The organism is Streptomyces sp. NPDC001848, assembly GCF_042891915.1.
Lineage (GTDB): Bacteria > Actinomycetota > Actinomycetes > Streptomycetales > Streptomycetaceae > Streptomyces.
The window spans coordinates 310,623-331,419 of the sequence record NZ_JBIATP010000001.1; the positions used below are offsets into that span (position 1 = coordinate 310,623).

19 protein-coding genes and 2 pseudogenes are annotated in these 20,797 nt (G+C 71.2%); 11 read left to right on the forward strand and 10 right to left on the reverse strand.

Annotation, left to right across the window (positions count from 1 at the left end):
• The first annotated feature begins 2 nt into the window (after positions 1-2).
• The 7 genes from cysC (at position 3) to ACFYZJ_RS01475 (ending at position 6,616) form a co-directional block, all read left to right on the forward strand.
• On the forward strand, positions 3-572 hold the full coding sequence (cysC, locus tag ACFYZJ_RS01445) for an adenylyl-sulfate kinase (RefSeq protein ID WP_388561611.1): 570 nt from the start codon (positions 3-5) through the stop codon (positions 570-572).
• On the forward strand, positions 569-1,507 hold the full coding sequence (cysD, locus tag ACFYZJ_RS01450) for a sulfate adenylyltransferase subunit CysD (protein ID WP_388561613.1): 939 nt from the start codon (positions 569-571) through the stop codon (positions 1,505-1,507). The genes cysC and cysD overlap by 4 nt, the downstream gene beginning before the upstream one ends.
• A 2-nt stretch (positions 1,508-1,509) precedes the next feature.
• Complete coding sequence (locus tag ACFYZJ_RS01455) at positions 1,510-2,838, forward strand: sulfate adenylyltransferase subunit 1 (RefSeq protein ID WP_388561615.1); 1,329 nt, start codon at positions 1,510-1,512, stop codon at positions 2,836-2,838.
• Between the two features lie 226 nt (positions 2,839-3,064).
• Entirely contained in the window at positions 3,065-4,177 is a 1,113-nt protein-coding gene (locus ACFYZJ_RS01460; RefSeq protein WP_388561617.1) for an ABC transporter substrate-binding protein, read from the forward strand.
• Between the two features lie 12 nt (positions 4,178-4,189).
• On the forward strand, positions 4,190-4,993 hold the full coding sequence (locus ACFYZJ_RS01465; protein WP_388561619.1) for an ABC transporter ATP-binding protein: 804 nt from the start codon (positions 4,190-4,192) through the stop codon (positions 4,991-4,993).
• Positions 4,980-5,870: an ABC transporter permease gene (locus ACFYZJ_RS01470; RefSeq protein ID WP_388561621.1), complete on the forward strand. Its 891-nt coding sequence runs from the start codon at positions 4,980-4,982 to the stop codon at positions 5,868-5,870. Before ACFYZJ_RS01465 ends, ACFYZJ_RS01470 begins: the two co-directional genes overlap by 14 nt.
• An 8-nt stretch (positions 5,871-5,878) precedes the next feature.
• The gene (locus tag ACFYZJ_RS01475; RefSeq protein ID WP_388561623.1) at positions 5,879-6,616 is read left to right on the forward strand and encodes a sirohydrochlorin chelatase; all 738 of its coding nucleotides are present in this window, start codon (positions 5,879-5,881) and stop codon (positions 6,614-6,616) included.
• Positions 6,617-6,647: 31 nt separating this feature from the next.
• On the opposite strand, the gene ACFYZJ_RS01480 is transcribed toward ACFYZJ_RS01475, so the two are convergent.
• The 5 genes from ACFYZJ_RS01480 to ACFYZJ_RS01500 all read right to left on the reverse strand — a co-directional run bounded on the left by ACFYZJ_RS01480 (position 6,648) and on the right by ACFYZJ_RS01500 (position 9,993).
• The gene (locus ACFYZJ_RS01480) at positions 6,648-7,265 is read right to left on the reverse strand and encodes a DsbA family protein (protein WP_388561625.1); all 618 of its coding nucleotides are present in this window, start codon (positions 7,263-7,265) and stop codon (positions 6,648-6,650) included.
• A gap of 55 nt (positions 7,266-7,320) precedes the next feature.
• Positions 7,321-7,929, reverse strand: a complete 609-nt coding sequence (locus tag ACFYZJ_RS01485; protein ID WP_388561627.1) for a TIGR03086 family metal-binding protein — start codon at positions 7,927-7,929, stop codon at positions 7,321-7,323.
• 9 nt (positions 7,930-7,938) lie between these two features.
• Positions 7,939-9,000 (reverse strand): ketopantoate reductase family protein, encoded by a 1,062-nt coding sequence (locus tag ACFYZJ_RS01490; RefSeq protein WP_388561629.1) that lies wholly within the window; start codon positions 8,998-9,000, stop codon positions 7,939-7,941.
• A gap of 77 nt (positions 9,001-9,077) precedes the next feature.
• On the reverse strand, positions 9,078-9,452 hold the full coding sequence (locus tag ACFYZJ_RS01495) for a DUF4440 domain-containing protein (RefSeq protein ID WP_388561631.1): 375 nt from the start codon (positions 9,450-9,452) through the stop codon (positions 9,078-9,080).
• On the reverse strand, positions 9,445-9,993 hold the full coding sequence (locus ACFYZJ_RS01500; RefSeq protein ID WP_388561633.1) for a DUF1697 domain-containing protein: 549 nt from the start codon (positions 9,991-9,993) through the stop codon (positions 9,445-9,447). Before ACFYZJ_RS01500 ends, ACFYZJ_RS01495 begins: the two co-directional genes overlap by 8 nt.
• A 244-nt stretch (positions 9,994-10,237) precedes the next feature.
• Here ACFYZJ_RS01500 and ACFYZJ_RS01505 point away from each other — a divergent pair, with 244 nt between their 5' ends.
• Positions 10,238-12,499 (forward strand): MMPL family transporter, encoded by a 2,262-nt coding sequence (locus ACFYZJ_RS01505; RefSeq protein WP_388561634.1) that lies wholly within the window; start codon positions 10,238-10,240, stop codon positions 12,497-12,499.
• A gap of 135 nt (positions 12,500-12,634) precedes the next feature.
• Entirely contained in the window at positions 12,635-13,498 is an 864-nt protein-coding gene (locus ACFYZJ_RS01510; RefSeq protein ID WP_388561636.1) for a phosphotransferase enzyme family protein, read from the forward strand.
• A 39-nt stretch (positions 13,499-13,537) separates the two neighbouring features.
• Here ACFYZJ_RS01510 and ACFYZJ_RS01515 read toward each other — a convergent pair whose 3' ends face one another.
• The gene (locus tag ACFYZJ_RS01515) at positions 13,538-14,467 is read right to left on the reverse strand and encodes a LysR family transcriptional regulator (RefSeq protein ID WP_388561638.1); all 930 of its coding nucleotides are present in this window, start codon (positions 14,465-14,467) and stop codon (positions 13,538-13,540) included.
• A 94-nt stretch (positions 14,468-14,561) separates the two neighbouring features.
• On the opposite strand from ACFYZJ_RS01515, the gene ACFYZJ_RS01520 reads away from it, so the two are divergent.
• Entirely contained in the window at positions 14,562-15,539 is a 978-nt protein-coding gene (locus tag ACFYZJ_RS01520; RefSeq protein ID WP_388561640.1) for a DMT family transporter, read from the forward strand.
• 28 nt (positions 15,540-15,567) lie between these two features.
• Here the strand turns inward: ACFYZJ_RS01520 and ACFYZJ_RS01525 are convergent, their stop codons facing one another.
• From ACFYZJ_RS01525 to ACFYZJ_RS01540, 4 genes and pseudogenes are all read right to left on the reverse strand, one after another.
• Positions 15,568-16,290 carry a 3'-5' exonuclease gene (locus ACFYZJ_RS01525; protein WP_388561642.1) on the reverse strand — a complete coding sequence of 241 codons (723 nt, stop codon included), beginning with the start codon at positions 16,288-16,290 and terminating at the stop codon, positions 15,568-15,570.
• 108 nt (positions 16,291-16,398) lie between these two features.
• Positions 16,399-17,637, reverse strand: coding sequence for an SAV2148 family HEPN domain-containing protein (locus ACFYZJ_RS01530; protein WP_388561644.1), 1,239 nt, complete (start codon positions 17,635-17,637; stop codon positions 16,399-16,401).
• Positions 17,638-17,752: 115 nt separating this feature from the next.
• Positions 17,753-18,100, reverse strand: a pseudogene (locus tag ACFYZJ_RS01535) (copper amine oxidase); the annotation flags it as partial.
• A 1-nt stretch (position 18,101) separates the two neighbouring features.
• A pseudogene (locus ACFYZJ_RS01540) lies at positions 18,102-18,371 on the reverse strand (Tat pathway signal sequence domain protein); the annotation flags it as partial.
• A 311-nt stretch (positions 18,372-18,682) separates the two neighbouring features.
• Here ACFYZJ_RS01540 and glgX point away from each other — a divergent pair.
• Entirely contained in the window at positions 18,683-20,791 is a 2,109-nt protein-coding gene (gene glgX, locus ACFYZJ_RS01545) for a glycogen debranching protein GlgX (protein ID WP_388561646.1), read from the forward strand.
• Positions 20,792-20,797 lie beyond the last annotated feature (6 nt).

A 20,797-nucleotide genomic window follows, 5' to 3' on the forward strand; every position in this document is an offset into this window, starting at 1 on the left:
CCATGACCGGGCTTTCTACGAACCAGGAGACACACGTGACGAGCGGGGCCACCGTCTGGCTCACGGGTCTGCCGAGCGCCGGCAAGACCACGATCGCCCACGAGCTGGCGGGCCGGTTGCGCGAGCAGGGCCACCGGGTCGAGGTGCTCGACGGCGACGAGATCCGCGAGTTCCTCTCCGCGGGCCTCGGCTTCAGCCGGGAGGACCGCCACACCAACGTGCAGCGCATCGGCTTCGTGGCCGAACTGCTGGCCCGTAACGGCGTCAAGGCTCTCGTCCCGGTCATCGCGCCGTACGCGGACAGCCGTGAGGCGGTGCGCAAGCGCCACCAGCAGAACGGGACCGCGTATGTCGAGGTGCACGTGGCCACCCCGGTCGAGGTGTGCTCGGTGCGCGATGTGAAGGGCCTGTACGCCAAGCAGGCCGCCGGCGAACTGAAGGGCCTGACGGGCGTCGACGACCCGTACGAGGAGCCCGAGTCGCCGGACCTGCGGATCGAGTCGCAGCACCAGACCGTGCAGGAGTCCGCGGCGTCCGTGTACGCCCTGCTCAGCGAAAGGGGACTGGCATGACGACCGTCGCCGGTATCCAGGAGGGCACGGACAGCAGCCCGTACGCCCTCTCCCACCTGGACGCCCTCGAGTCCGAGGCGGTGCACATCTTCCGCGAGGTGGCGGGCGAGTTCGAGAACCCGGTGATCCTGTTCTCCGGCGGCAAGGACTCCATCGTCATGCTGCACCTGGCGCTCAAGGCGTTCGCGCCCGCGCCGGTGCCGTTCGCGCTGCTGCACGTGGACACCGGGCACAACTTCCCCGAGGTCATCGAGTACCGCGACCGCACGGTGGCGAAGCACAACCTGCGGCTCCACGTGGCGTCCGTGCAGGACTACATCGACCGCGGGGTGCTCAAGGAGCGCCCGGACGGCACCCGCAACCCGCTGCAGACGCTGCCGCTGACCGAGAAGATCCAGAGCGAGAAGTTCGACGCCGTGTTCGGCGGCGGACGCCGCGACGAGGAGAAGGCGCGCGCGAAGGAGCGTGTCTTCTCGCTGCGGGACGAGTTCTCGCAGTGGGACCCGCGCCGTCAGCGCCCCGAGCTGTGGCAGCTGTACAACGGCCGGCACGCGCCCGGCGAGCACGTGCGCGTCTTCCCGCTCTCCAACTGGACCGAGCTGGACGTGTGGCAGTACATCGCCCGGGAGGGCATCGAGCTGCCCCAGATCTACTTCGCCCACGAGCGCGAGGTGTTCCGACGCAACGGCATGTGGCTCACCGCCGGCGAGTGGGGCGGCCCCAAGGACGGCGAGACCGTGGAGAAGCGGCTGGTCCGCTACCGCACCGTTGGTGACATGTCCTGCACCGGTGCCGTCGACTCGGACGCGGTGACCCTGGAGCAGGTCATCACCGAGATCGCCGCCTCCCGGCTGACCGAGCGCGGCGCGACCCGGGCCGACGACAAGCTCTCCGAGGCCGCCATGGAGGACCGCAAGCGCGAGGGGTACTTCTAGCCATGACCACCACCACGGAACTCTCCGCCACCACCCTCCTGCGGTTCGCCACCGCCGGTTCGGTCGACGACGGCAAGTCCACCCTCGTCGGGAGGCTGCTGCACGACTCCAAGTCGGTCCTCGCCGACCAGCTGGAGGCCGTGGAGCGGGCTTCGGCGAGCCGCGGCCAGGAGGGCCCGGACCTGGCCCTCCTCACCGACGGTCTGCGGGCCGAGCGCGAGCAGGGCATCACCATCGACGTGGCCTACCGCTACTTCGCCACGCCCCGCCGCCGGTTCATCCTCGCCGACACCCCCGGCCACGTGCAGTACACCCGCAACATGGTCACCGGCGCCTCCACGGCCGAGCTGACGGTCATCCTGGTCGACGCCCGCAACGGTGTCGTGGAGCAGACCCGCCGTCATGCCGCGATCGCCGCCCTGCTGCGCGTCCCGCACGTGGTCCTGGCCGTCAACAAGATGGACCTGGTCGGCTACCAGGAGGCCGTCTTCGCGAAGATCGCCGAGGAGTTCACCGCGTACGCGACCGAGCTGGGCGTCCCGGAGGTCACCGCGATCCCGATCTCGGCGCTCGAGGGCGACAACGTGGTGGAGCCGTCCGCGCACATGGACTGGTACGGCGGCCCGACCGTCCTGGAGCACCTGGAGACCGTGCCGGTCAGCCATGACCTGGCGCACTGCCACGCGCGGCTGCCCGTGCAGTACGTGATCCGCCCGCAGACCGCCGAGCACCCCGACTACCGCGGCTACGCGGGCCAGATCGCGGCCGGCTCCTTCCGCGTCGGCGAGCAGGTCACGGTCCTGCCGTCCGGCCGTACGACGAAGGTGTCCGGCATCGATCTGCTGGGCGAGCCGGTCGAGGTGGCCTGGACCCCGCAGTCGGTGACGTTGCTGCTCGAGGACGACATCGACATCTCGCGCGGCGACCTGATCGTGCCCACCAAGGACGCGCCGGCGACCACTCAGGACATCGAGGCGACCGTCTGCCACGTCGCCGACCAGCCGCTCACGGTCGGCCACCGGGTGCTGCTCAAGCACGGCACCCGAACGGTCAAGTCGATCGTCAAGGACATCCCCTCCCGGCTCACGCTCGACGACCTGTCCCTGCACCCGCACCCGGGACAGCTCGTCGCCAACGACATCGGCCGGGTGAAGATCCGTACCGCCGAGCCCCTGCCGGTGGACTCCTACGCGGACTCCCGCCGCACGGGCTCGTTCATCCTGATCGACCCGTCCGACGGCACCACGCTGACCGCGGGCATGGTCGGCGAGTCGTTCGCCGCGCCCGACCCGGTCAAGGACGAGGCCGACGACGACGGGTGGGACTTCTGAACATGAAGACGACGGACTTCTACTCGACGTTCGCGAAGGAGGGCGGCCGTGTCGGCAGCGGCGCCCTCGGCAGCGGGCAGGGCGGAGTGGCGCGATGTGCGCGATGACGTACGCGCACTGCCTGCGCGCCCTCACCCCCCACCGCCTGCGTGAACGAAGACCTGCCGATCTCCCGGCCACGACCTGAAAGACCGTGACCGCCGGGCCAACGAGAGGAACACCTCCCGTGCCTGCCAACCGCTCGACACTCCTCCGCCGCGGCATAGCCGTGGTCGCCGCTCTCCCCCTCCTCACGCTCGCCGCCTGCGGTTACGGCTCCAAGGCGACCAGCACCCCCTCGGACCAGAAGGTCGCCGCCGGCGCCCAGAAGATCGACGGCCTCGACTCCGTCAAGATCGGCTACTTCGGCAACCTCACCCACGGCACCGCGCTCGTGGGCGTCCAGAAGGGCTTCTTCCAGAAGGCGCTCGGCGCCACCCAGGCCAAGTACCAGATCTTCAACGCGGGCCCCTCCGAGATCGAGGCGCTGAACTCCGGTTCCATCGACATCGGCTGGATCGGCCCCTCCCCGGCGATCAACGGTTACACCAAGTCCGACGGCAAGAGCCTGCGCATCATCGGCGGTTCGGCGTCCGGCGGCGTGAAGCTGGTGGTCAACCCCCAGAAGATCAAGTCCCTGGCGGACGTCAAGGGCAAGAAGATCGCCACCCCGCAGCTCGGCAACACGCAGGACGTGGCGTTCCTCAACTGGATCGCCGAGCAGGGCTGGAAGGTCGACGCGCAGAGCGGCAAGGGCGACGTGTCGGTGGTGCGCACCGACAACAAGGTCACCCCGGACGCCTTCAAGTCCGGCTCGATCGACGGTGCCTGGGTGCCGGAGCCGACCGCGTCCAAGCTGGTCGCCGAGGGTGGCAAGGTGCTGCTGGACGAGTCCTCGCTGTGGCCGGACAAGAAGTTCGTGATCACGAACATCGTCGTGTCGCAGAAGTTCCTCAAGGAGCACCCGAAGGCCGTGGAGGCCGTGCTGAAGGCCTCCGTCGAGACCAACAAGTGGATCAAGGCCAACCCGGACGCGGCGAAGGCGGCGGCGAACAAGCAGCTGGCGGCCGACTCCGGCAAGGCGCTCCCGGCGAACGTCCTGGACCCGGCGTGGAAGTCCATCCAGTTCACCGACGACCCGCTGGCCGCCACCCTGAACACCGAGGCGCAGCACGCGGTCAAGGCGGGTCTGCTGAAGAACCCGAAGCTGGACGGCATCTACGACCTCACCCTTCTGAACAAGGTCCTGAAGGCCGAGGGTGAGCCGTCCGTCAGCGACGCCGGTCTCGGCGTCAAGTAAGACCCGCAGCCGATGAGTTCCCAGGAGGTGACGACCATGGCCACGACCCTCGCCGAGGCCGCCGAGTCCGTCGACCAGGCGGCACGCCTTGAGCACGTCTCGAAGTCCTTCCCGGTGCCGGGCGGGCAGCAACTGGTGCTGGACGACATCAGCCTCGATGTCGCGCCGGGCGAGTTCGTCACCCTCCTGGGGGCCTCGGGCTGCGGCAAGTCGACGCTGTTGAACCTGGTGGCGGGCCTGGACAAGCCGACCGGCGGTGCCATCACCACGGACGGCCGCCCGGCCCTGATGTTCCAGGAGCACGCCCTGTTCCCGTGGCTGACCGCGGGCAAGAACATCGAACTCGCCCTGAAGCTGAGGGGCGTTCCGAAGGGCAACCGGCGCGAGAGGGCCGAGGAACTGCTCGAACTCGTGCGTCTGAAGGGCTCGTACGACAAGCGGGTGCACGAGCTGTCCGGCGGTATGCGCCAGCGGGTCGCCATGGCCCGCGCGCTGGCGCAGGACAGCCGGCTGCTGCTGATGGACGAGCCGTTCGCCGCCCTCGACGCCATCACCCGGGACCTGCTGCACGACGAGCTGACCCGTATCTGGCAGGAGACCGGTCTCTCGGTCCTGTTCGTCACGCACAACGTGCGCGAGGCGGTGCGGCTCGCGCAGCGCGTGGTGCTGCTGTCCTCGCGCCCGGGGCGCGTGGCCCGCGAGTGGACGGTCGACATTCCGCAGCCGCGCCGTATCGAGGACGCGCCCGTCGCGGAACTGTCCCTCGAGATCACTGAAGTACTGCGTGGGGAGATCCGCCGCCATGGCCAGCACTGAGACCAGGACGACCGAGGGCACCGAACTGAGCGGTGTGGAGGCCGGTCTCGACGCACTGGAGACCACGGTCACCCGCCGTACGCCCTTCCGGCAGACCTTCGTCAACAAGATCTTCCCGCCGCTCGTCGGGATCGCGCTGGTCCTGGTGGTGTGGCAGGCGCTGATCTCCTTCAAGGTCGTCGACGACCCGACCAAGCTGCCCTCCCCCGGCGCCGTGGCGGGCGAGTTCAAGGACGCCTGGTTGCAGGGCACGCTGCTCGGCTACATCTGGACCAGCGTCTCGCGCGGCCTGCTGGGCTTCCTGTTCGCGCTGGCGATCGGCACCCCGCTGGGCCTGCTGGTGGCGCGGGTGAAGTTCGTGCGCGCGGCCATCGGTCCGGTCCTGTCCGGACTGCAGTCGCTGCCGTCGGTGGCGTGGGTACCGCCTGCGGTGATCTGGCTGGGGCTGAACAACTCGATGATGTACGCGGTGATCCTGCTCGGCGCCGTGCCCTCCATCGCCAACGGCCTCGTCTCCGGCATCGACCAGGTGCCGCCGCTGTTCCTGCGCGCCGGCCGCACCATGGGCGCCACCGGCCTGCGGGGCGCCTGGCACATCGTGCTGCCGGCCGCGCTGCCGGGCTACCTGGCGGGCCTGAAGCAGGGCTGGGCGTTCTCCTGGCGCTCGCTGATGGCGGCGGAGATCATCGCCTCCTCGCCCGATCTCGGCATCGGCCTGGGCGCCCTGCTGGAGAACGGCCGCAACGCCAGCTCCATGTCCATGGTGTTCGAGGCGATCATCCTGATCCTGTTCGTCGGCATCGCCATCGACCTGCTGATCTTCAGCCCGCTGGAGCGGTCGGTGCTGCGCAGCCGCGGCCTGCTGGTGAAGGGCTGAGCCGCCGCATGCCCAACCCGGTTCTCCTCGTGATCGCCCACGGCAGCCGCGACCCGCGGCACGCCGCGACCGTGCACGCCCTCGTACGGCGGGTGCGGTCGCTGCGGCCCGGACTGCGCGTGGAGACCGGGTTCCTGGACTTCAACGTCCCCTCGGTGCACGGGGTGCTCACGTCCCTGGCGGCGCAGGACGTCCGGGACGTGGTGGCGCTCCCCCTCCTCCTGACCCGGGCGTTCCACGCCAAAGCCGACATCCCCGCGGTCCTGCGGGAGGCGCCGCCGCGGCTGCGGATCCGGCAGGCGGACGTCCTGGGTCCCTCACCACTGCTGACGCAGGCCCTCGAACGCCGTCTGTACGAGGCGGGGCTGACCCCCGCCGACAAGTCCTCGACCGGGGTCGTGCTGGCCTCGGCGGGGTCCACCGACCCGGAGGCGATCGCAGTGATCGCTGACATCGCGCGGGAGTGGCGGCACACCGGTTGGTGCGCCGTGCGGCCTGCGTTCGCCTCCGCATCCCTTCCGCGCACCGAGGACGCGGTACGCGAACTGCGCGAGCTGGGCTGCGCCCGGGTGGCCGTGGCGCCGTACGTCCTGGCGCCCGGCTTCCTGCCGGACCGTATCGCGCGGGGCGCGGCCGGGGCGGACGTACTCGCCGAGGTCCTGGGCCCGTCGCCGGAGGTCGCGCGGGTGCTGCTGGAGCGGTACGACGCGGCATCCCTGCCGGCTCTGGAGGCGCTCGGGGCTTGACGCGGTCTGGGACCGCCCTGTTGCCGGCTTGTCAGTCGAAGCGCAGCGCTCCCGTCCTGGTCCTCTTCAGCTCGAAGAAGTCCGGGTGGCTGGCCAGGACTTGGAAGCTGTCGAAGAGCTCGGCCGCGGCGGCGCCCCGGGGAATGGCCCGCAGCACCGGTCCGAACCACACCGATCCATTGACATGGATGGTGGGCGTCCCCACGTAGCCGCCCGAGTCGGGCTCGGCGCCCGCATCATGGCTGCGGCGCACGGCCTCGTCGTGGGCCGGATCGTGCGCGGCGGCGGCGAGGTCGGCCGGCAGACCGATCTCGGCGAGCGACTCGGCGATCACCGCGTCGAAGTCCTCTTCCTTGCGTTCGTGGATGCGGGTGCCGAACGCCGTGTACAGGTCGCGCAGGACCTTCTCGCCGTGGCGCTGTGCCGCGGCGACCGCCACTCGCACGGGACCGATCGACTTGTCGACCAGTTCCCGGTACCAGCCGGGCAGTTCGTTCCCGATGTTGTGCAGGTACAGGCTCATCACGTGGAAGCGAAGGTCGAGCGGGCGTTCGCGCTCGACCTCCAGCAGCCAGCGGGAGGTGATCCAGGCGAAGGGGCAGGCGGGGTCGAAGTAGGCGTCGACGCGGACGGGAGAGGTGTTCGGCATGCCGCCGACGCTAGTGCCCGGCCGGCACAGCCACCTGGTCCAATCACCGCCCTGTTCAGTGGTCCACTTCGCCCACCGGGCCCTGCCTCGGGTTCCGTCCGCTCGCCGCCAGCGCCCGCTCGAACACGGGCGCGTCGTCGGCGACCGGGACCGGGTCGGCGAAACCGTCGTACTGCCGGTAGAGGTCGCCGTGGGTCTCGACGACATCGAGGACGAGCCGTGCGGCGTCCTCGGAGATCCGGTACTCCTGGCCGGTGGCCGTGGCCACGTCCCAGCCGTGGACGGCCAGCTCCTTGACGATCATCCGCGCCAGTTCCTCCGCCGGAATCTCCGCCATGCCGAGGTCGATCTCTCCCTCCCACACGGCGGGGTCGTCCCAGGCGGCGACGGCGCGGTCGAGCTGCTCGGCGTAGCCTCGCGCCCAGCCGGGGTCCGCGGTGAAGTCACGTGCGGTCAGTTCCTCGGGCAGTTGCTTGCGCAGGGCGCGGTGTTCCAGGCCGTGCGAGGTGTACAGGACCCAGTGGTTCACCAGGGCGCGGACGTCCCAGCCGGTGCAGTGGGTCGGCTCGGACAGCCGCTCGGCGCGGACTCCCCGGGCGACGCGGGCGGCCTCCGCGGCGCATTCGACCAGGTAGGGGTGGACGTTCTGGTAGGCATCGCTCATGCCTCCACGCTAGGAACGGCCGCCGTGCTCCTCTTGAACAAACGCGACAGACTCCCCGGCGGCGGTCGCCTCGGCCTCGTCGGCCAGCCGCTCCAGCTCCGCGACCGGCAGCGACCCGGGCACCCGGCGCTCCCGCGCGAACGTGGTGGCGAGCCGTTGCAGCAGCTCGTTGAGCGGGGTGGCCACACCGTGCAGCCGGCCCAGGAGGACGATCTCACCGTTGAGGTGATCGGCCTCGATGGTGCCGGTGCCGCGGGTGAGGGACTGCCAGGAGGAACCGCCGCCGCGTTCGGCACCGGCGAGCGGCACCAGGCGCACCTTGTCGCCGCGCGCCTCCTGCTGCTCCGCGTCGCTCGCGTACGGTATCCCGGCGGCCCGGAGCACCGACTCCCCCTCGGCCCGCACCCTCCCGTACAACGCCCGCGCCTCCTCGCCGGCGAGCGGACCGCTGACCGCCTCGACGGCGTTGGCGAGATTGCCCAGCAACTTGGCGTACTGCCAGCGCGTCACATCCGGCACGACCGGGGCCTCGAACTGGGCCTTCTCCAGGTCGGCGGCGATCCGGCGGGCGGTGTCGTCGGTGCCGTGCGGATACCGGCCGAGGTGCAGGATCCCGGTGAGCGGGGCACCGGCGGCGGAGACGACGCCCGGTTCGACGAAGGTGGACGGCAGCCACACGCAGACGCCGTAGACCTGGCGGAAGCGGCGCAGGGCGAGCCGTTGGCTCTCCACGCCGTTCTGCGCACAGACCAGCGGAAGGTGCTCGGCCGCCGTACCGCCCCCCGCCACGGGCGTCGGACCCCAGGTGTCCAGCGCGGCCTCGCTGTCCTGGGTCTTGACGGCCAGCACCAGGACGTCGTCCCTGCGCAGCTCGCCCAGCGTCGACGGCCCGTCGACGACCGGCAGGCGGTGGGTGTGCTCGCCGTCCGGGGCGAGGAAGCGCAGTCCGCACTCGCGCAGCGCCGTGTACTGCGCACCCCGCGCGACCAGAACCACTTCGTGACCGGCCTCGGCGAGGCGCGCGCCGACCGTTCCGCCGACGGCCCCTGCTCCGATGATGATGTAGCGCATGCCAAGGAGCCTCGCACACGTGCTCGTCGGCCTCTTCCCTGGGACGGTGTGTGGCGTCCGGGGTTCGACCTGCTGCGTCACTTCGTCCCGGGGCTGAACGGCGTCCCCTGGTGGAAGTAGAGCTGCCAGCCGTCCTCGGTCCGCCGCCACAGGGAACTGCGGTGCGCGTGGCGGCCGTTGTTCTCCGTGTCGAAGGTCAGGTGTACCAGGTCCGCGGCGAGCTGGGTGGCCTCGATGGGGGAGGTGACGGACGGCCGTGCCCCCGGGTCGGTCGTCGAGGTGAGCATCTCGATGAGGGAGGCCCGGTCCCAGTGCCGTCCGGAGGCGCCGAACTCGTGGAAGTCGGGGTGCAGCAGCGCCCCGACCTGTTCGGGTGTGTGGCGGATCTCCGGGTCGAGGAGGCGTAGTTCGCGCTCGATCGCCGCCTCGACCGCCGGGCTGTGCTCAGGCACGGGTCAGCTCCTCCAGCTTGACGACCGTGTTCCAGTTGCGGGTGGTGGCGATCAGCCCCTTGTTCAACCGGGGCCTGGACAACTGTTCGGCGAGCTTGGAGCGGCCGAGGCCGTCGGGGGCGTGGAGGTAGAGCGCGCGGTCGCCGAGCCGGAACTCCTCCGGCAGGTACGCGGCCGGGTCGATCTCCGCGAACCGTTCGGCGTCCACCGGCTCCGAGAAGTACGTGACATGCAGCTGCCTTCCCTCCAACTCGGCGGCCGGGAACGGGCAGGCATCGCGCACGGCCTTCAGGTACGCGTGGTCGCGTACCAGCACGTCGACCCGGAAGCCGAGCTCCTTCTCGATCGCCGCCTCCAGCTCCGCCGCCAGGGACGCCTCGTCGCCGTGGTCGGCGGTGAAGACCGCGTTGCCGCTCTGCAGATACGTGGCCACGCCGGTGTGCCCGAGCCCGGTCAGCAGCTCCCGCAGCCGCGCCATCGGCAGCTTCCGGTTGCCGCCCACGTTGATCCCCCGCAACAGCGCCGCGTACGTCGTCGTCATGCTCCCACCCTAGAACGGATGCTCGCGCGGACGCCCGGGCCCTGATCCCGGCCCCCGAGCGGCCCGGAAAGGTGTAAGGGGCCATTGTCCTCCCGGATGGTGAGGCCGCCCGGTCCGAGGGGATGAGCCGGGGCGCTCAGGGTTCACCGGGCAGCACGACGAGTCGCGCTTATGCCGCCCCTACCTTCGAAGCGAACGGTGACGGCAGGGGGCCGTCACCCGCACAGAGGGGGGCAAGCCCGTCATGGGGAACGGAGATACGCGGGTGCGGGGCATCGCCGCCCGGGCCGGCGGCTGGAGCGCTCGGCACCGATGGGCTGCCGTCGGCATCTGGGTGCTGTTCGTCGTCCTGGCCATGGCCGTCGGCTCGGCCGCCGGGCGCGTCGACGTCAAGGACAGCGACGAGCTCAAGGGCGAGACACACACCGCTGCGAAGATCATCGAGGATGCGGGGATCAAACAGCCGGCCGGCGAGAGCGTGCTGATCCAGGCGAAGGACGGCACCACCACGGCCACCGACCCGCGCTTCCGCGCCGCCGTCACCGCAGTCGTGCGGGCCGTCGACGGCACCGGCCGGGTGACGGACGTGACCTCCCCGTACGACACGAAGACCATCTCCAAGGACGGCCGCAGCGCCCTGGTGCAGTTCGACATGCGCGGCGACGCGGACACCGCCGGCGACCGTGTCGAGCCCGTGCTCAAGGCCGTCGCCGGGATCCAGAAGGACCACCCGCAGCTGCGGATCGAGGAGATCGGCGCCGCCAGCATGCGCAAGACGTTCTCCGACGCGTTCGGCGACGACTTCAAGCAGGCCGAGTACTCCGCGGTGCCGGTGGCGCTCGGCATCCTGCTGATCGCGTTCGGCGCGCTGGTCGCGGCGCTGCTGCCGGTGGCGCTCGCCATCACCGCGATCATGGCGACGATGGGCCTGATGGGCATCGTCAGCCATCTGCAGGCGATGAACGACACCGCCAACTCCGTGATGCTGCTGGTCGGCATGGCCGTCGGCGTCGACTACTGCCTGTTCTACCTGCGCCGCGAGCGGGAGGAGCGGGTGGCCGGGCGTGACGCGGGGACCGCGCTGCGCATCGCCGCCGCGACCAGCGGGCGGGCCGTGATCGTCTCCGGTGTCACGGTGTGCGTGGCGATGGCGGGCATGCTGTTCACCGGGCTCGCCACGTTCGAGGCGATGGGCCTGGCCTCGCTGATGGTGGTGGCGGTCGCCATGGTCGGCTCGGTGACCGTGCTGCCCGCGCTGCTGTCGCTGCTGGGCAAGCGGGTCGAGAAGGGCCGTATCCCGTTCCTGCACCCGGAGAAGCGGCGTGCGCGGGCCGGTGGCGGCGCAGGCGAGGGCAGCCGGCTGTGGGGCGCGGTCCTGAAGGTGGTTCTCGCCCGGCCCGCCGTCTCCCTGGTGGTCGCGGCCGGTGCGCTGCTGGCGATCGCCGCGCCCGCGCTCGGTATGAAGACCCAGAACCTCACGCTGGACCAGGAGTTCGGGAACAAGCTGCCGATCGTCGCCACGTACAACCGGGTCAACGAGGCCTTCCCCGGCGGCTCCGAGCCGGCCCAGGTCGTCGTCAAGGCGGAGGACATCAACGCGCCCGAGGTGAAGTCCGCGATCACCGGCTTCCGCACGGAGGCGATCGCGTCGGGTGCCTCGCGCGGCCCGGTCGACGTCAAACTGCACGACGCGCAGAACGTGGCCGTGATCTCGGTGCCGCTCGTCGGCGGCTCCGACCTGGACAAGGCGGGCAAGAGCCTGGAGCTGCTGCGCGACAAGGTACGGCCCGACACGCTCGGCAAGGTGGAGGGGGTGCAGGCGCCGATCACCGGGCAGGTCGCGGGCTCCCACGACTTCAACGACCAGCTCGTCGGCTCGGTGCTCCCGGTCTTCGCGTTCGTCGTGGTCTTCGCCTTCCTGCTGATGCTCCTGTCGTTCCGCTCACTGACGATCGCGGTCACCTCGATCGTCCTGAACCTGCTCTCGGTCGGCGCGGCCTACGGCATCCTGGTCGCCGTCTTCCAGCACGGCTGGGGCGCGTCGCTGGTGGGCGCGCACGGTGTGGGCGCCATCGTCACCTGGCTGCCGCTGTTCCTCTTCGTCATCCTGTTCGGCCTGTCGATGGACTACCACGTGTTCGTGGTCTCCCGGATCCGCGAGTCCCGGATGCGGGGCCGGACCACGAAGGACGCGATCACGCACGGTGTGGTGACCACGGCCGGGGTCGTCACCAGCGCCGCGGTCATCATGGTCGCCGTCTTCGCGATCTTCGGCACGCTGTCCATGCAGTCCATGAAGCAGATGGGCGTGGGCCTGGCCGCCGCCGTCCTCATCGACGCGACCGTCATCCGGGGCGTGCTGCTCCCGGCGGTGATGGCGCTGCTGGGCGAGCGCAACTGGTACCTGCCGAAGTGGCTGCACCGGCTGCCGGACCTCACGCACGACGAGACGCCGGAGGCGGTGGCACCGGCGGTGCGGGGCGAGAGCGAGCGGCTGGAGGTCTGAACCCACCCGAGCGAGGGCCCGTCGGCGACCGGGGAGCCGACGGGCCCTCCCCCTGTGGGTGCGGTCGCCGTCCCGACCTGCGCGGATGCGACACTGGCAGACCACAGGAGCCGGTTCGGGACACGGAGGCGGGCGATGGACGAGACGCGGGCGCGGGATGTGCTGGACGCGGCGGGCGTACTGCCGGGTGCGGCACGGGACGCGCGGCTGCTCGCCCTGGGGGAGAACGCGGTGTTCGCCGTCGGTGACCTGGTGGTCAAGGTGGGCCGGGACGCCGAACTGCTGGGGCGGGCACGGCGGGAGCTCGACATCGCGCTCTGGTTGGCCGAGGCGGGTGTCCCGGCCGTGCGGGCCGCCGAGCCCGAACCGCTGCTCGTCGACGGGCATCCCCTGACCGTGTGGCACCGGCTGCCCGATCCCGTACGCCCCGCCGAACCGCGCGACCTGGCCGAACTGCTGCGGATCGTGCACGTCCTGCCCTCCCCTTCCTTCGCCCTGCCGCCCCGCGATCTGCTGGGCGGGGTGGAACGCTGGCTGCGGCTCGCGGGCGACGCGATCGACCCGGCGGACGCGGCCTATCTGCGCGAGCGCCGCGACGGGTTCGCCGCCGCGGCGGCCGCGCTCACCCCGCATCTGACGCCCGGGCCGATCCACGGCGACGCGCTGCCGCGCAATGTGCACATCGGCCCGGACGGCCCGGTCCTGGTCGACCTGGAGACCTTCTCCGCCGATCTGCGCGAGCACGACCTGGTGGTCATGGCACTCTCCCGGGACCGCTACGGCCTTTCGGTCGAGGCGTACGACTCCTTCACCGCCGCCTACGGCTGGGACGTACGCGCGTGGGAGGGCTGCTCGGTGCTGCGCGGTGCCCGGGAGACGGCCAGCTGCGCCTGGGTCGCCCAGCACGCGCCGAGCAACCCCAAGGCCCTCGCCGAGTTCGAGCGCCGGGTGGCGTCGCTGCGGGACGGGGACGAGACCGTGCGCTGGTATCCGTTCTGAGAACCTTCGGCCCGTTCACCGACCCGCTCCGCGGCGCCGTCACGCCGTGGCGGGCGCCGGCTCCCCCGCGTCCCGGTCCTTGATCGTCCCTGCGGCACGGCGCAGTTCGGCCAGCACCGTGCGGACCGCGGTGCGGGCCGTGCGCTCGGGGCGGCACAGGGCGTCGATGTGCCGCCTGGCCTGGACGCCGTCGATCGGTCGGAGGACCAGCGCGGGGTGCGGGCGCATCGTCCAGCGCGGCATCAGGGCGATACCGCCCCCGGCGGCCACGGCCTCCGCGACCACCGCGAACTCATTGATGCGGTGGACCAGCCGCAGCCGGCGCCCGGCCGCGGCGGCGATGGCCTCGATGGTGGCCATGACGGGGAACCCGTCGTGCACGGTGATCCACGGCTCGTCGGCCACGTCCCGCGGGGTGAGCCTCCGCTTGCCGGCCAGCGGATGGCCCGCGGGCAGCGCCACGTCGAGCGGTTCGTGCAGCAGGGTGGTCACGGTCACCGTGCCCGGCCACGGCGGGGCGTGATCCAGGCGGTGGGCGAGCACGAGGTCGTACTCCCTCGTCAGCCGGGGGAAGTCCTCCTGGGGCACGTCCTCGTCGGCGAGCGCCAGCCGGGGTGAACCGGGTTCACTGCAGGCTCGCAGCAGCGGCGGGAAGAACGCCGAGCCGGCGCTGTGGAACGCCGCCACCGACACCTCGCCGTCCGCTGTGCCGACGAACTCCTCGACGGCGCCCCGGGCCCGCGCCAGCGCCGTCTCCACCTCCACCGCCGCGCCCGCGAGGGCCTGCCCGGCGTCGGTGAGCACCAGCCGCCGTCCGTGCCGCTCGGTCAGCGGCACCGGGATCGAACGCTGCAGCAACCGCAGTTGCTGGGAGATGGCCGACGGCGTCACCAGCAGCGCCTCCGCCACCGCGGTGACACTGCCGAGTTCGCCCAGCTCCCGCAGGATCCGCAACTGGCGTTCGTCCATTCCCGCAGTGTAGGGGAAGTATGTAGGCACACTAAAAGATCGTTTTAGGAACTGGTGCTGGGCTTCAGGGTCGTGCGCGGTGCACCGTGGGCGGGTGTTCGACGCCCGCCGTACCGATGCGGTACTCCTCCTCGTCGCGCTCGTCTGGGGTTCCAGCTATCTCTCCGCCCAGACGGCGGTGTCCGCGCTGCCCGTCCCCGCGGTCCTGTTCGCCAGGTACGCGCTCTCCGCACTGGCCTGCCTCCTCCTGGTCCTGGCCACCGCCCGCCGTGGACGGCGCCGGTGGACGCAGGACGAGGTACGGGCCGGAGTGCCGCTGGGGCTGACCCAGGCCGCGGTGCTGGTCGTGGAGACGTACGGAGTCGCCCACACCAGCGCCGCCAACGCGGGGTTGATCATCAGCCTGACCATCGTGCTCACCCCGCTGCTCGACCGCTCGGGTCACCCCGGCGGGCTGCCGCCCTCCTTCCACGCCGCCGCGGGGGTGTGCGTCCTGGCCGTGGGGCTCCTGATGTCCGGCAACGGCTTCCACGCGCCCGGACTCGGCGACCTGCTGATGCTCGGCGCCGCCGTCGTCCGGGCCGTGCACGTGGCCCTGGTCGGTCGGCTCACCGCGGGCCGCGCGGTGCGTCCCCTGCACCTGACGGCGCTGCAAACCCTCATCGGCACGGCGTTGTTCCTCCCCGCGGCCGCCACCGCCCTGCCCGGCTTCGCGCACGCCGGCGCCGCGACCTGGGTTCAGCTGCTGTATCTCGCCCTGTTCTGCAGCGTGTTCGCCTTCCTTGCACAGACCTGGGCCGTCCAGCGCACCTCCGCCAGCCGCGCCGGCCTGTTGCTCGGCACGGAGCCCGTGTGGGCCGTGGCCGTGGGCGTGGTCCTCGGCGGCGACCACCTCACCCCGCTCACCGGCCTCGGCGCGGCCCTGATGGTCGCCGGAACCTACTGGGGCCAGTCCGTCGAGCGCGCCCACCGTACGGCCGCACCTGGCCCGGCGCACCGCCCCGCCTTCGCGCATCACACCGGAACCGAGGGGGACACCACGCACGGGACCACGGCACCCACCGGTTCCTGACGCCCCGCCCGTCTCGGACCCGCCCGCCTCAGACCCTCCCGTCCACCGTCTCCCGCAGCGGCCACATACCGTCCACCACCGCCTCCGCGTCGCCCTTGGCGCGCAGGAACTCCTGGAAGTCCGCCGCCCAGTCCGCGTGCCACTCGATCTGGCGGCGGTGCAGCTCCGCCGGGCCGAGGGCCGCGAGCTTCGGGTGGCGGCCGGCTATCGCCGCGGCCAGCCGGGCCGCGGCCAGCGCGTCCGCGCCCGCGTCGTGCGCGGACTCCAGCGCCACCCCGTACTCCGCGCAGACCGCTTCCAGGTTGCGCTTGCCGCGGCGGTAGCGGTCGGCCCAGCGGTCGATCGTGTACGGGTCGATGACCGGGGCCGGGGCGAGGCCGCCCAGACGGTCGCGCAGGGACGGCAGTCCGTGCCGACGCAGCTCGGCGGAGAGCAGGGTCAGGTCGAAGGCCGCGTTGTAGGCGACGACCGGGACTCCCGTCCTCCAGTACGCCACCAGGACCTCGGCGATCGCGTCCGCGACCCGGTCGGCCGGGCGGCCCTCGGACATCGCCCGCTCGTTGCTGATCCCGTGCACCGCGACCGCGTCGGCCGGGATCTCCACACCCGGATCCGCCAGCCAGTCGTGGCGGCCGAGCGGCTCCCCCTCCTTGACCTCGATCACCGCCCCCGTGACGATGCGCGCCTCATACGGATCCGTCCCGGTCGTCTCCAGGTCGAAGCCGATCAGCAGCTCCCGGTGCCAGGCCATGGCGGGCCCCCCTTCATGGTGGTGCTTCCCCCAGTGGCCTCCACCCTCGCATGCGCCACTGACAATCCGAGGGCCGGATTCCGCTTCTGGTCGGCACCATGGGACAGTTCAGGACACCGGACGCGAATCCGCCCAAGCCAGTTCGAACTCCTCGCGGTAGGTGGGGAAGAGCCCGTTCTCCTCGACGTCGTCCGACTTGACGACACGGCTGCCGCCGCGCAGCACCAGGACCGGCGCCTCCATGCCGCGGGTGCGGCGCAGGTAGGACTGCACGACCGCGATGCCGTCGGTGCCGTCCCCGTTGACCAGGTACGCGGTGAAACGGGGCGTCTCGTCGAAGACCTGGATCTCGAAGGCGCCCGGGTCGCGCAGCTTGGAGCGCACCCGGCGCATGTGCAGGATGTTCATCTCGACCGCGCGGCTCAGCTCCCCCTTTCTGATGCCCAGCTCCCGCTCGCGCCGTTTGACCGCGCTGGAGGCCGGGTTGAGGAAGAGCAGCCGCACCCGGCAGCCGGACTCGGCGAGCCGCACCAGCCGCCGCCCGGAGAAGTTCTGCACCAGCAGGTTGAGCCCGATGCCGATGGCGTCCAGGCGGCGGGCACCGCCGAAGATGTCCTCGGCGGGGAACTGCCGCAGCAGCCGCACCCGGTCCGGGTGGACGGCGACCACGTCCGCGTACCGGTCGCCGACCAGGTCCTCGACCGCGTCGACGGGCAGCCGGCGTGCGGAGGGCACGTCACCGCCCGCGCCGAGGATCTCCAGCAGCCGCGCGGAGGCCCGCTCGGCCTGCGCGAGGACCGCCTGGGACAGGGCCCGGTTGCGGGAGACCACGTTCCGGGTCACTTCCAGCTCGTCCAGGGCGAGCTCCACGTCACGGCGCTCGTCTATGTACGGCTCGAAGCACGGCCAGTGCTGCACCATCAGTTCGCGCAGCTGCGGCAGCGTCAGGAAGCTGAGCACGTTGTCGTCCGCGGGGTCGAGCAGATACCCCTTGCGGCGGCTGACCTCACGTACCGCGACCGCCCGCTGCACCCACTCCTGGCCGGCCGGTCCGGCGGCGGCGACCACCCAGTCGTCGCCGTGCACCGGCTCGTAGATGGGGCGGAGCACGGCGGCCACGACCGCGCGCAGCCGCTGCTCCACCAGGTTCAGCCAGATGTAGGCCCGACCGGCCCGCTGGGCGCGGGTCCGCACCTCGCGCCAGGCGTCGGCGTCCCAGTCCAGTTCCGGTCCGATGGAGCCCATCTCCATCGGCCGTGCCAGGGACACCGCCCCGGGCGGGACATCCGTGGAGTTCCCCTCGTGACCGTCGTCACCAGGGGGCAGCTCCAGCCCTCCCGAGCCCACCCGCGCACCGCCTTCCGCTCCCCCGAGCCTCCCCAGGGGCAAGACCCCGGCCAACGATCAAGGAAGACTACTCCGGGAGTGCGGCACGGTGCAGCCGGATGGACAGGGTAGTTTCTCAACTACCGCTTCGGGGCCGCCCGTTCTGGTCGGCGAGGGCGGGCGGAGTGAGCGGATTCATAGCCGTGACGTCGCGCGGAGCAATGGAGAAGCCCTGCCAGTGGACCGGCATGGGCTGCTGGTCCTCGTCGCGCGCGATGTGGTGGAAACCGATGTTCACCCACACCACCGGGTGAGTGAGCGTCTGGCCGTTGACCCACGTGTCGACGGTCTTGGCCGCCCCCGTGCCGCAGTTGCCCACGTTGTCGCTGGCGAACTGCTCGCACGGGTTGTACTCGGTGAAGTAGACGTCGTGCTTGGTGAAGTCGTGGCCGAGGTACTTGGTCGACGGGCCGGGCACGATCTCTCAGCGCGATGCGCTCGGCGCGCCGCGCCTCGTCGTCGGTCAGCGGGTCGTCGCCCTTGCCGGTCGCCCCCTCGGCGAGAGCCTGCTCGACGACGCCGAGCCCCACGGAGCCGTCCTGCTGCCGGGCGGCGAGCCCGCCGCCCCTGCCACCGGACTCCTCGGCCCCCGCCGAGCCCGGCAGCGTGATCCCGACCATGACGGCGGTGCCTGTCACCGCGACGGCCGCACCCGCCACCACCTTGCCCAGGTGGCGGCGCACTGTCCGGCGCACATGTCCCCCTACTCCCCCTGCGCTGCGGGAGTGGCTCTAGCCCCACTGGTTCGGCACACCACGGCGCGCGGTGGCCAGCGCGCGCCGGGTGTGCGCTGGTCGGCCGTTAAGAGGGGCGCACGCGCCGGGAGGTTCCACGATCGGAGGGCTCGAAGGGCGCTCCCGGCGATTCGCGCCATACTCGTCACTCGGTGAGCGACCGAGCAGGATGAATCAGGATTCCCGCTCGCCCAGGAGGGGGAGCAGTCACTTTCGGGAACTCGGCCGCAAGGCGCCCCCAGAGGGCCGGCAAAGCTGGGAGAGTCGTAATCATGCAGGTCTGGCCTGGAGAGGCGTATCCGCTCGGTGCCACCTATGACGGCGCCGGGACCAATTTCGCGGTCTTTTCGGAGGTCGCCGACCGCATCGAACTGTGTCTGCTGCACGACGACGGCTCGGAGACGGCGGTCGAACTGCGGGAGGCGGACGCGTTCGTCCGGCACGCGTATCTGCCGGGGGTGATGCCCGGGCAGCGGTACGGGTTCCGGGTGCACGGTCCGTACGCCCCCGAGCGCGGGCTGCGCTGCAACTCGGCGAAGCTGCTGCTCGACCCGTACGCGCGCGCGATCAGTGGCACGGTGAGGTGGGGCGAGGAGGTGTACGGCTACCCGTTCGGGTCCCCCGACAGGCGCAACGACCTGGACTCGGCGCCGTACACCATGGCGTCCGTGGTGATCAACCCGTACTTCGACTGGGGCGACGACCGCAGGCCGCGGACCGAGTACCACCGTACGGTGATCTACGAGGCCCATGTGAAGGGCCTGACCATGCGCCACCCGGCGCTTCCCGACGAGCTGCGCGGCACGTACGCGGCGCTCGCCCACCCGGCCATCATCGAACACCTGACCGAGCTGGGTGTCACCGCACTGGAGTTGATGCCCGTACACCAGTTCGTCAACGACCACCGTCTGGCGGACATGGGCCTGAGCAACTACTGGGGTTACAACACGATCGGCTTCTTCGCCCCGCACAACGCGTACGCCTCCTGGGGCGACCGGGGCCAGCAGGTCCTGGAGTTCAAGTCGGCCGTGAAGGCGCTGCACGAGGCCGGTATCGAGGTCATCCTGGACGTCGTCTACAACCACACCGCCGAGGGCAACCACCTGGGCCCGACGCTGTCCTTCCGGGGCATCGACAACCCCTCGTACTACCGGCTGGCCGACGACCCGCGGTACTACATGGACACCACGGGGACCGGCAACTCGCTGCTGATGCGCTCGCCGCACGTCCTGCAGCTGATCATGGACTCGCTGCGCTACTGGGTCACCGAGATGCATGTGGACGGCTTCCGTTTCGACCTGGCGGCGACCCTGGCACGGCAGTTCCACGAGGTCGACCGGCTGTCGTCGTTCTTCGACCTGGTGCAGCAGGACCCGGTGGTCTCCCAGGTGAAGCTGATCGCCGAGCCATGGGACGTCGGCGAGGGCGGCTACCAGGTGGGCAACTTCCCGCCCATGTGGACCGAGTGGAACGGCAAGTACCGCGACACCGTGCGCGACCTGTGGCGCGGCGAGCCGCGGACCCTCGCCGAGTTCGCCTCCCGGCTGACCGGCTCCTCCGACCTCTACCAGGACGACGGCCGCCGCCCGCTGGCCTCCATCAACTTCGTGACCTGCCACGACGGCTTCACCCTGCACGACCTGGTCTCGTACAACGACAAGCACAACGAGGCCAACGGCGAGGACAACCGCGACGGCGAGAGCTTCAACCGGTCCTGGAACTGCGGGGCGGAGGGCGAGACCGACGACCCGGCGGTACTCGAACTGCGGGGCCGGCAGATGCGCAACTTCATCGCCACGCTGATGCTCTCCCAGGGCGTGCCGATGCTCAGCCACGGTGACGAGTTCGCGCGCACCCAGAACGGCAACAACAACGCGTACTGCCAGGACAGCGAGCTGTCCTGGGTCCAGTGGCCGCAGGACGGCAGCGATCTGCTGGACTTCACGCGCGCGATGGTGTGGCTGCGCCGGGACCACCCGGTCTTCCGCCGGCGCCGCTTCTTCCACGGCCGCCCGGTGCAGGGCACGCACGACGAGCTGTCCGACATCGCGTGGTTCACCCCCGAGGGTGAGGAGATGACCCGGCAGGACTGGACGTCGGGGCAGGCGAGCGCGCTGACGGTGTTCCTCAACGGCAACGCGATCTCGGAACCGGGGCCGCGTGGGGAGCGGATCACGGACGACTCGTTCCTGCTGATGTTCAACCCCTCGCCGAAGACCCTCGACTTCGTGGTGCCGGTCAACCACGGGCGCCAGTGGCAGGTGGTCGTCGACACCGCCGTCCCGGAGGGGGTGCCGCCGGGCACCGGTTCGAAGATCGAGGCCGGGGGCCGGCTGAGGCTGGTGGACCGGAGCCTGGTCGTGCTGCAGCGGCCGGACTAGCCGGGG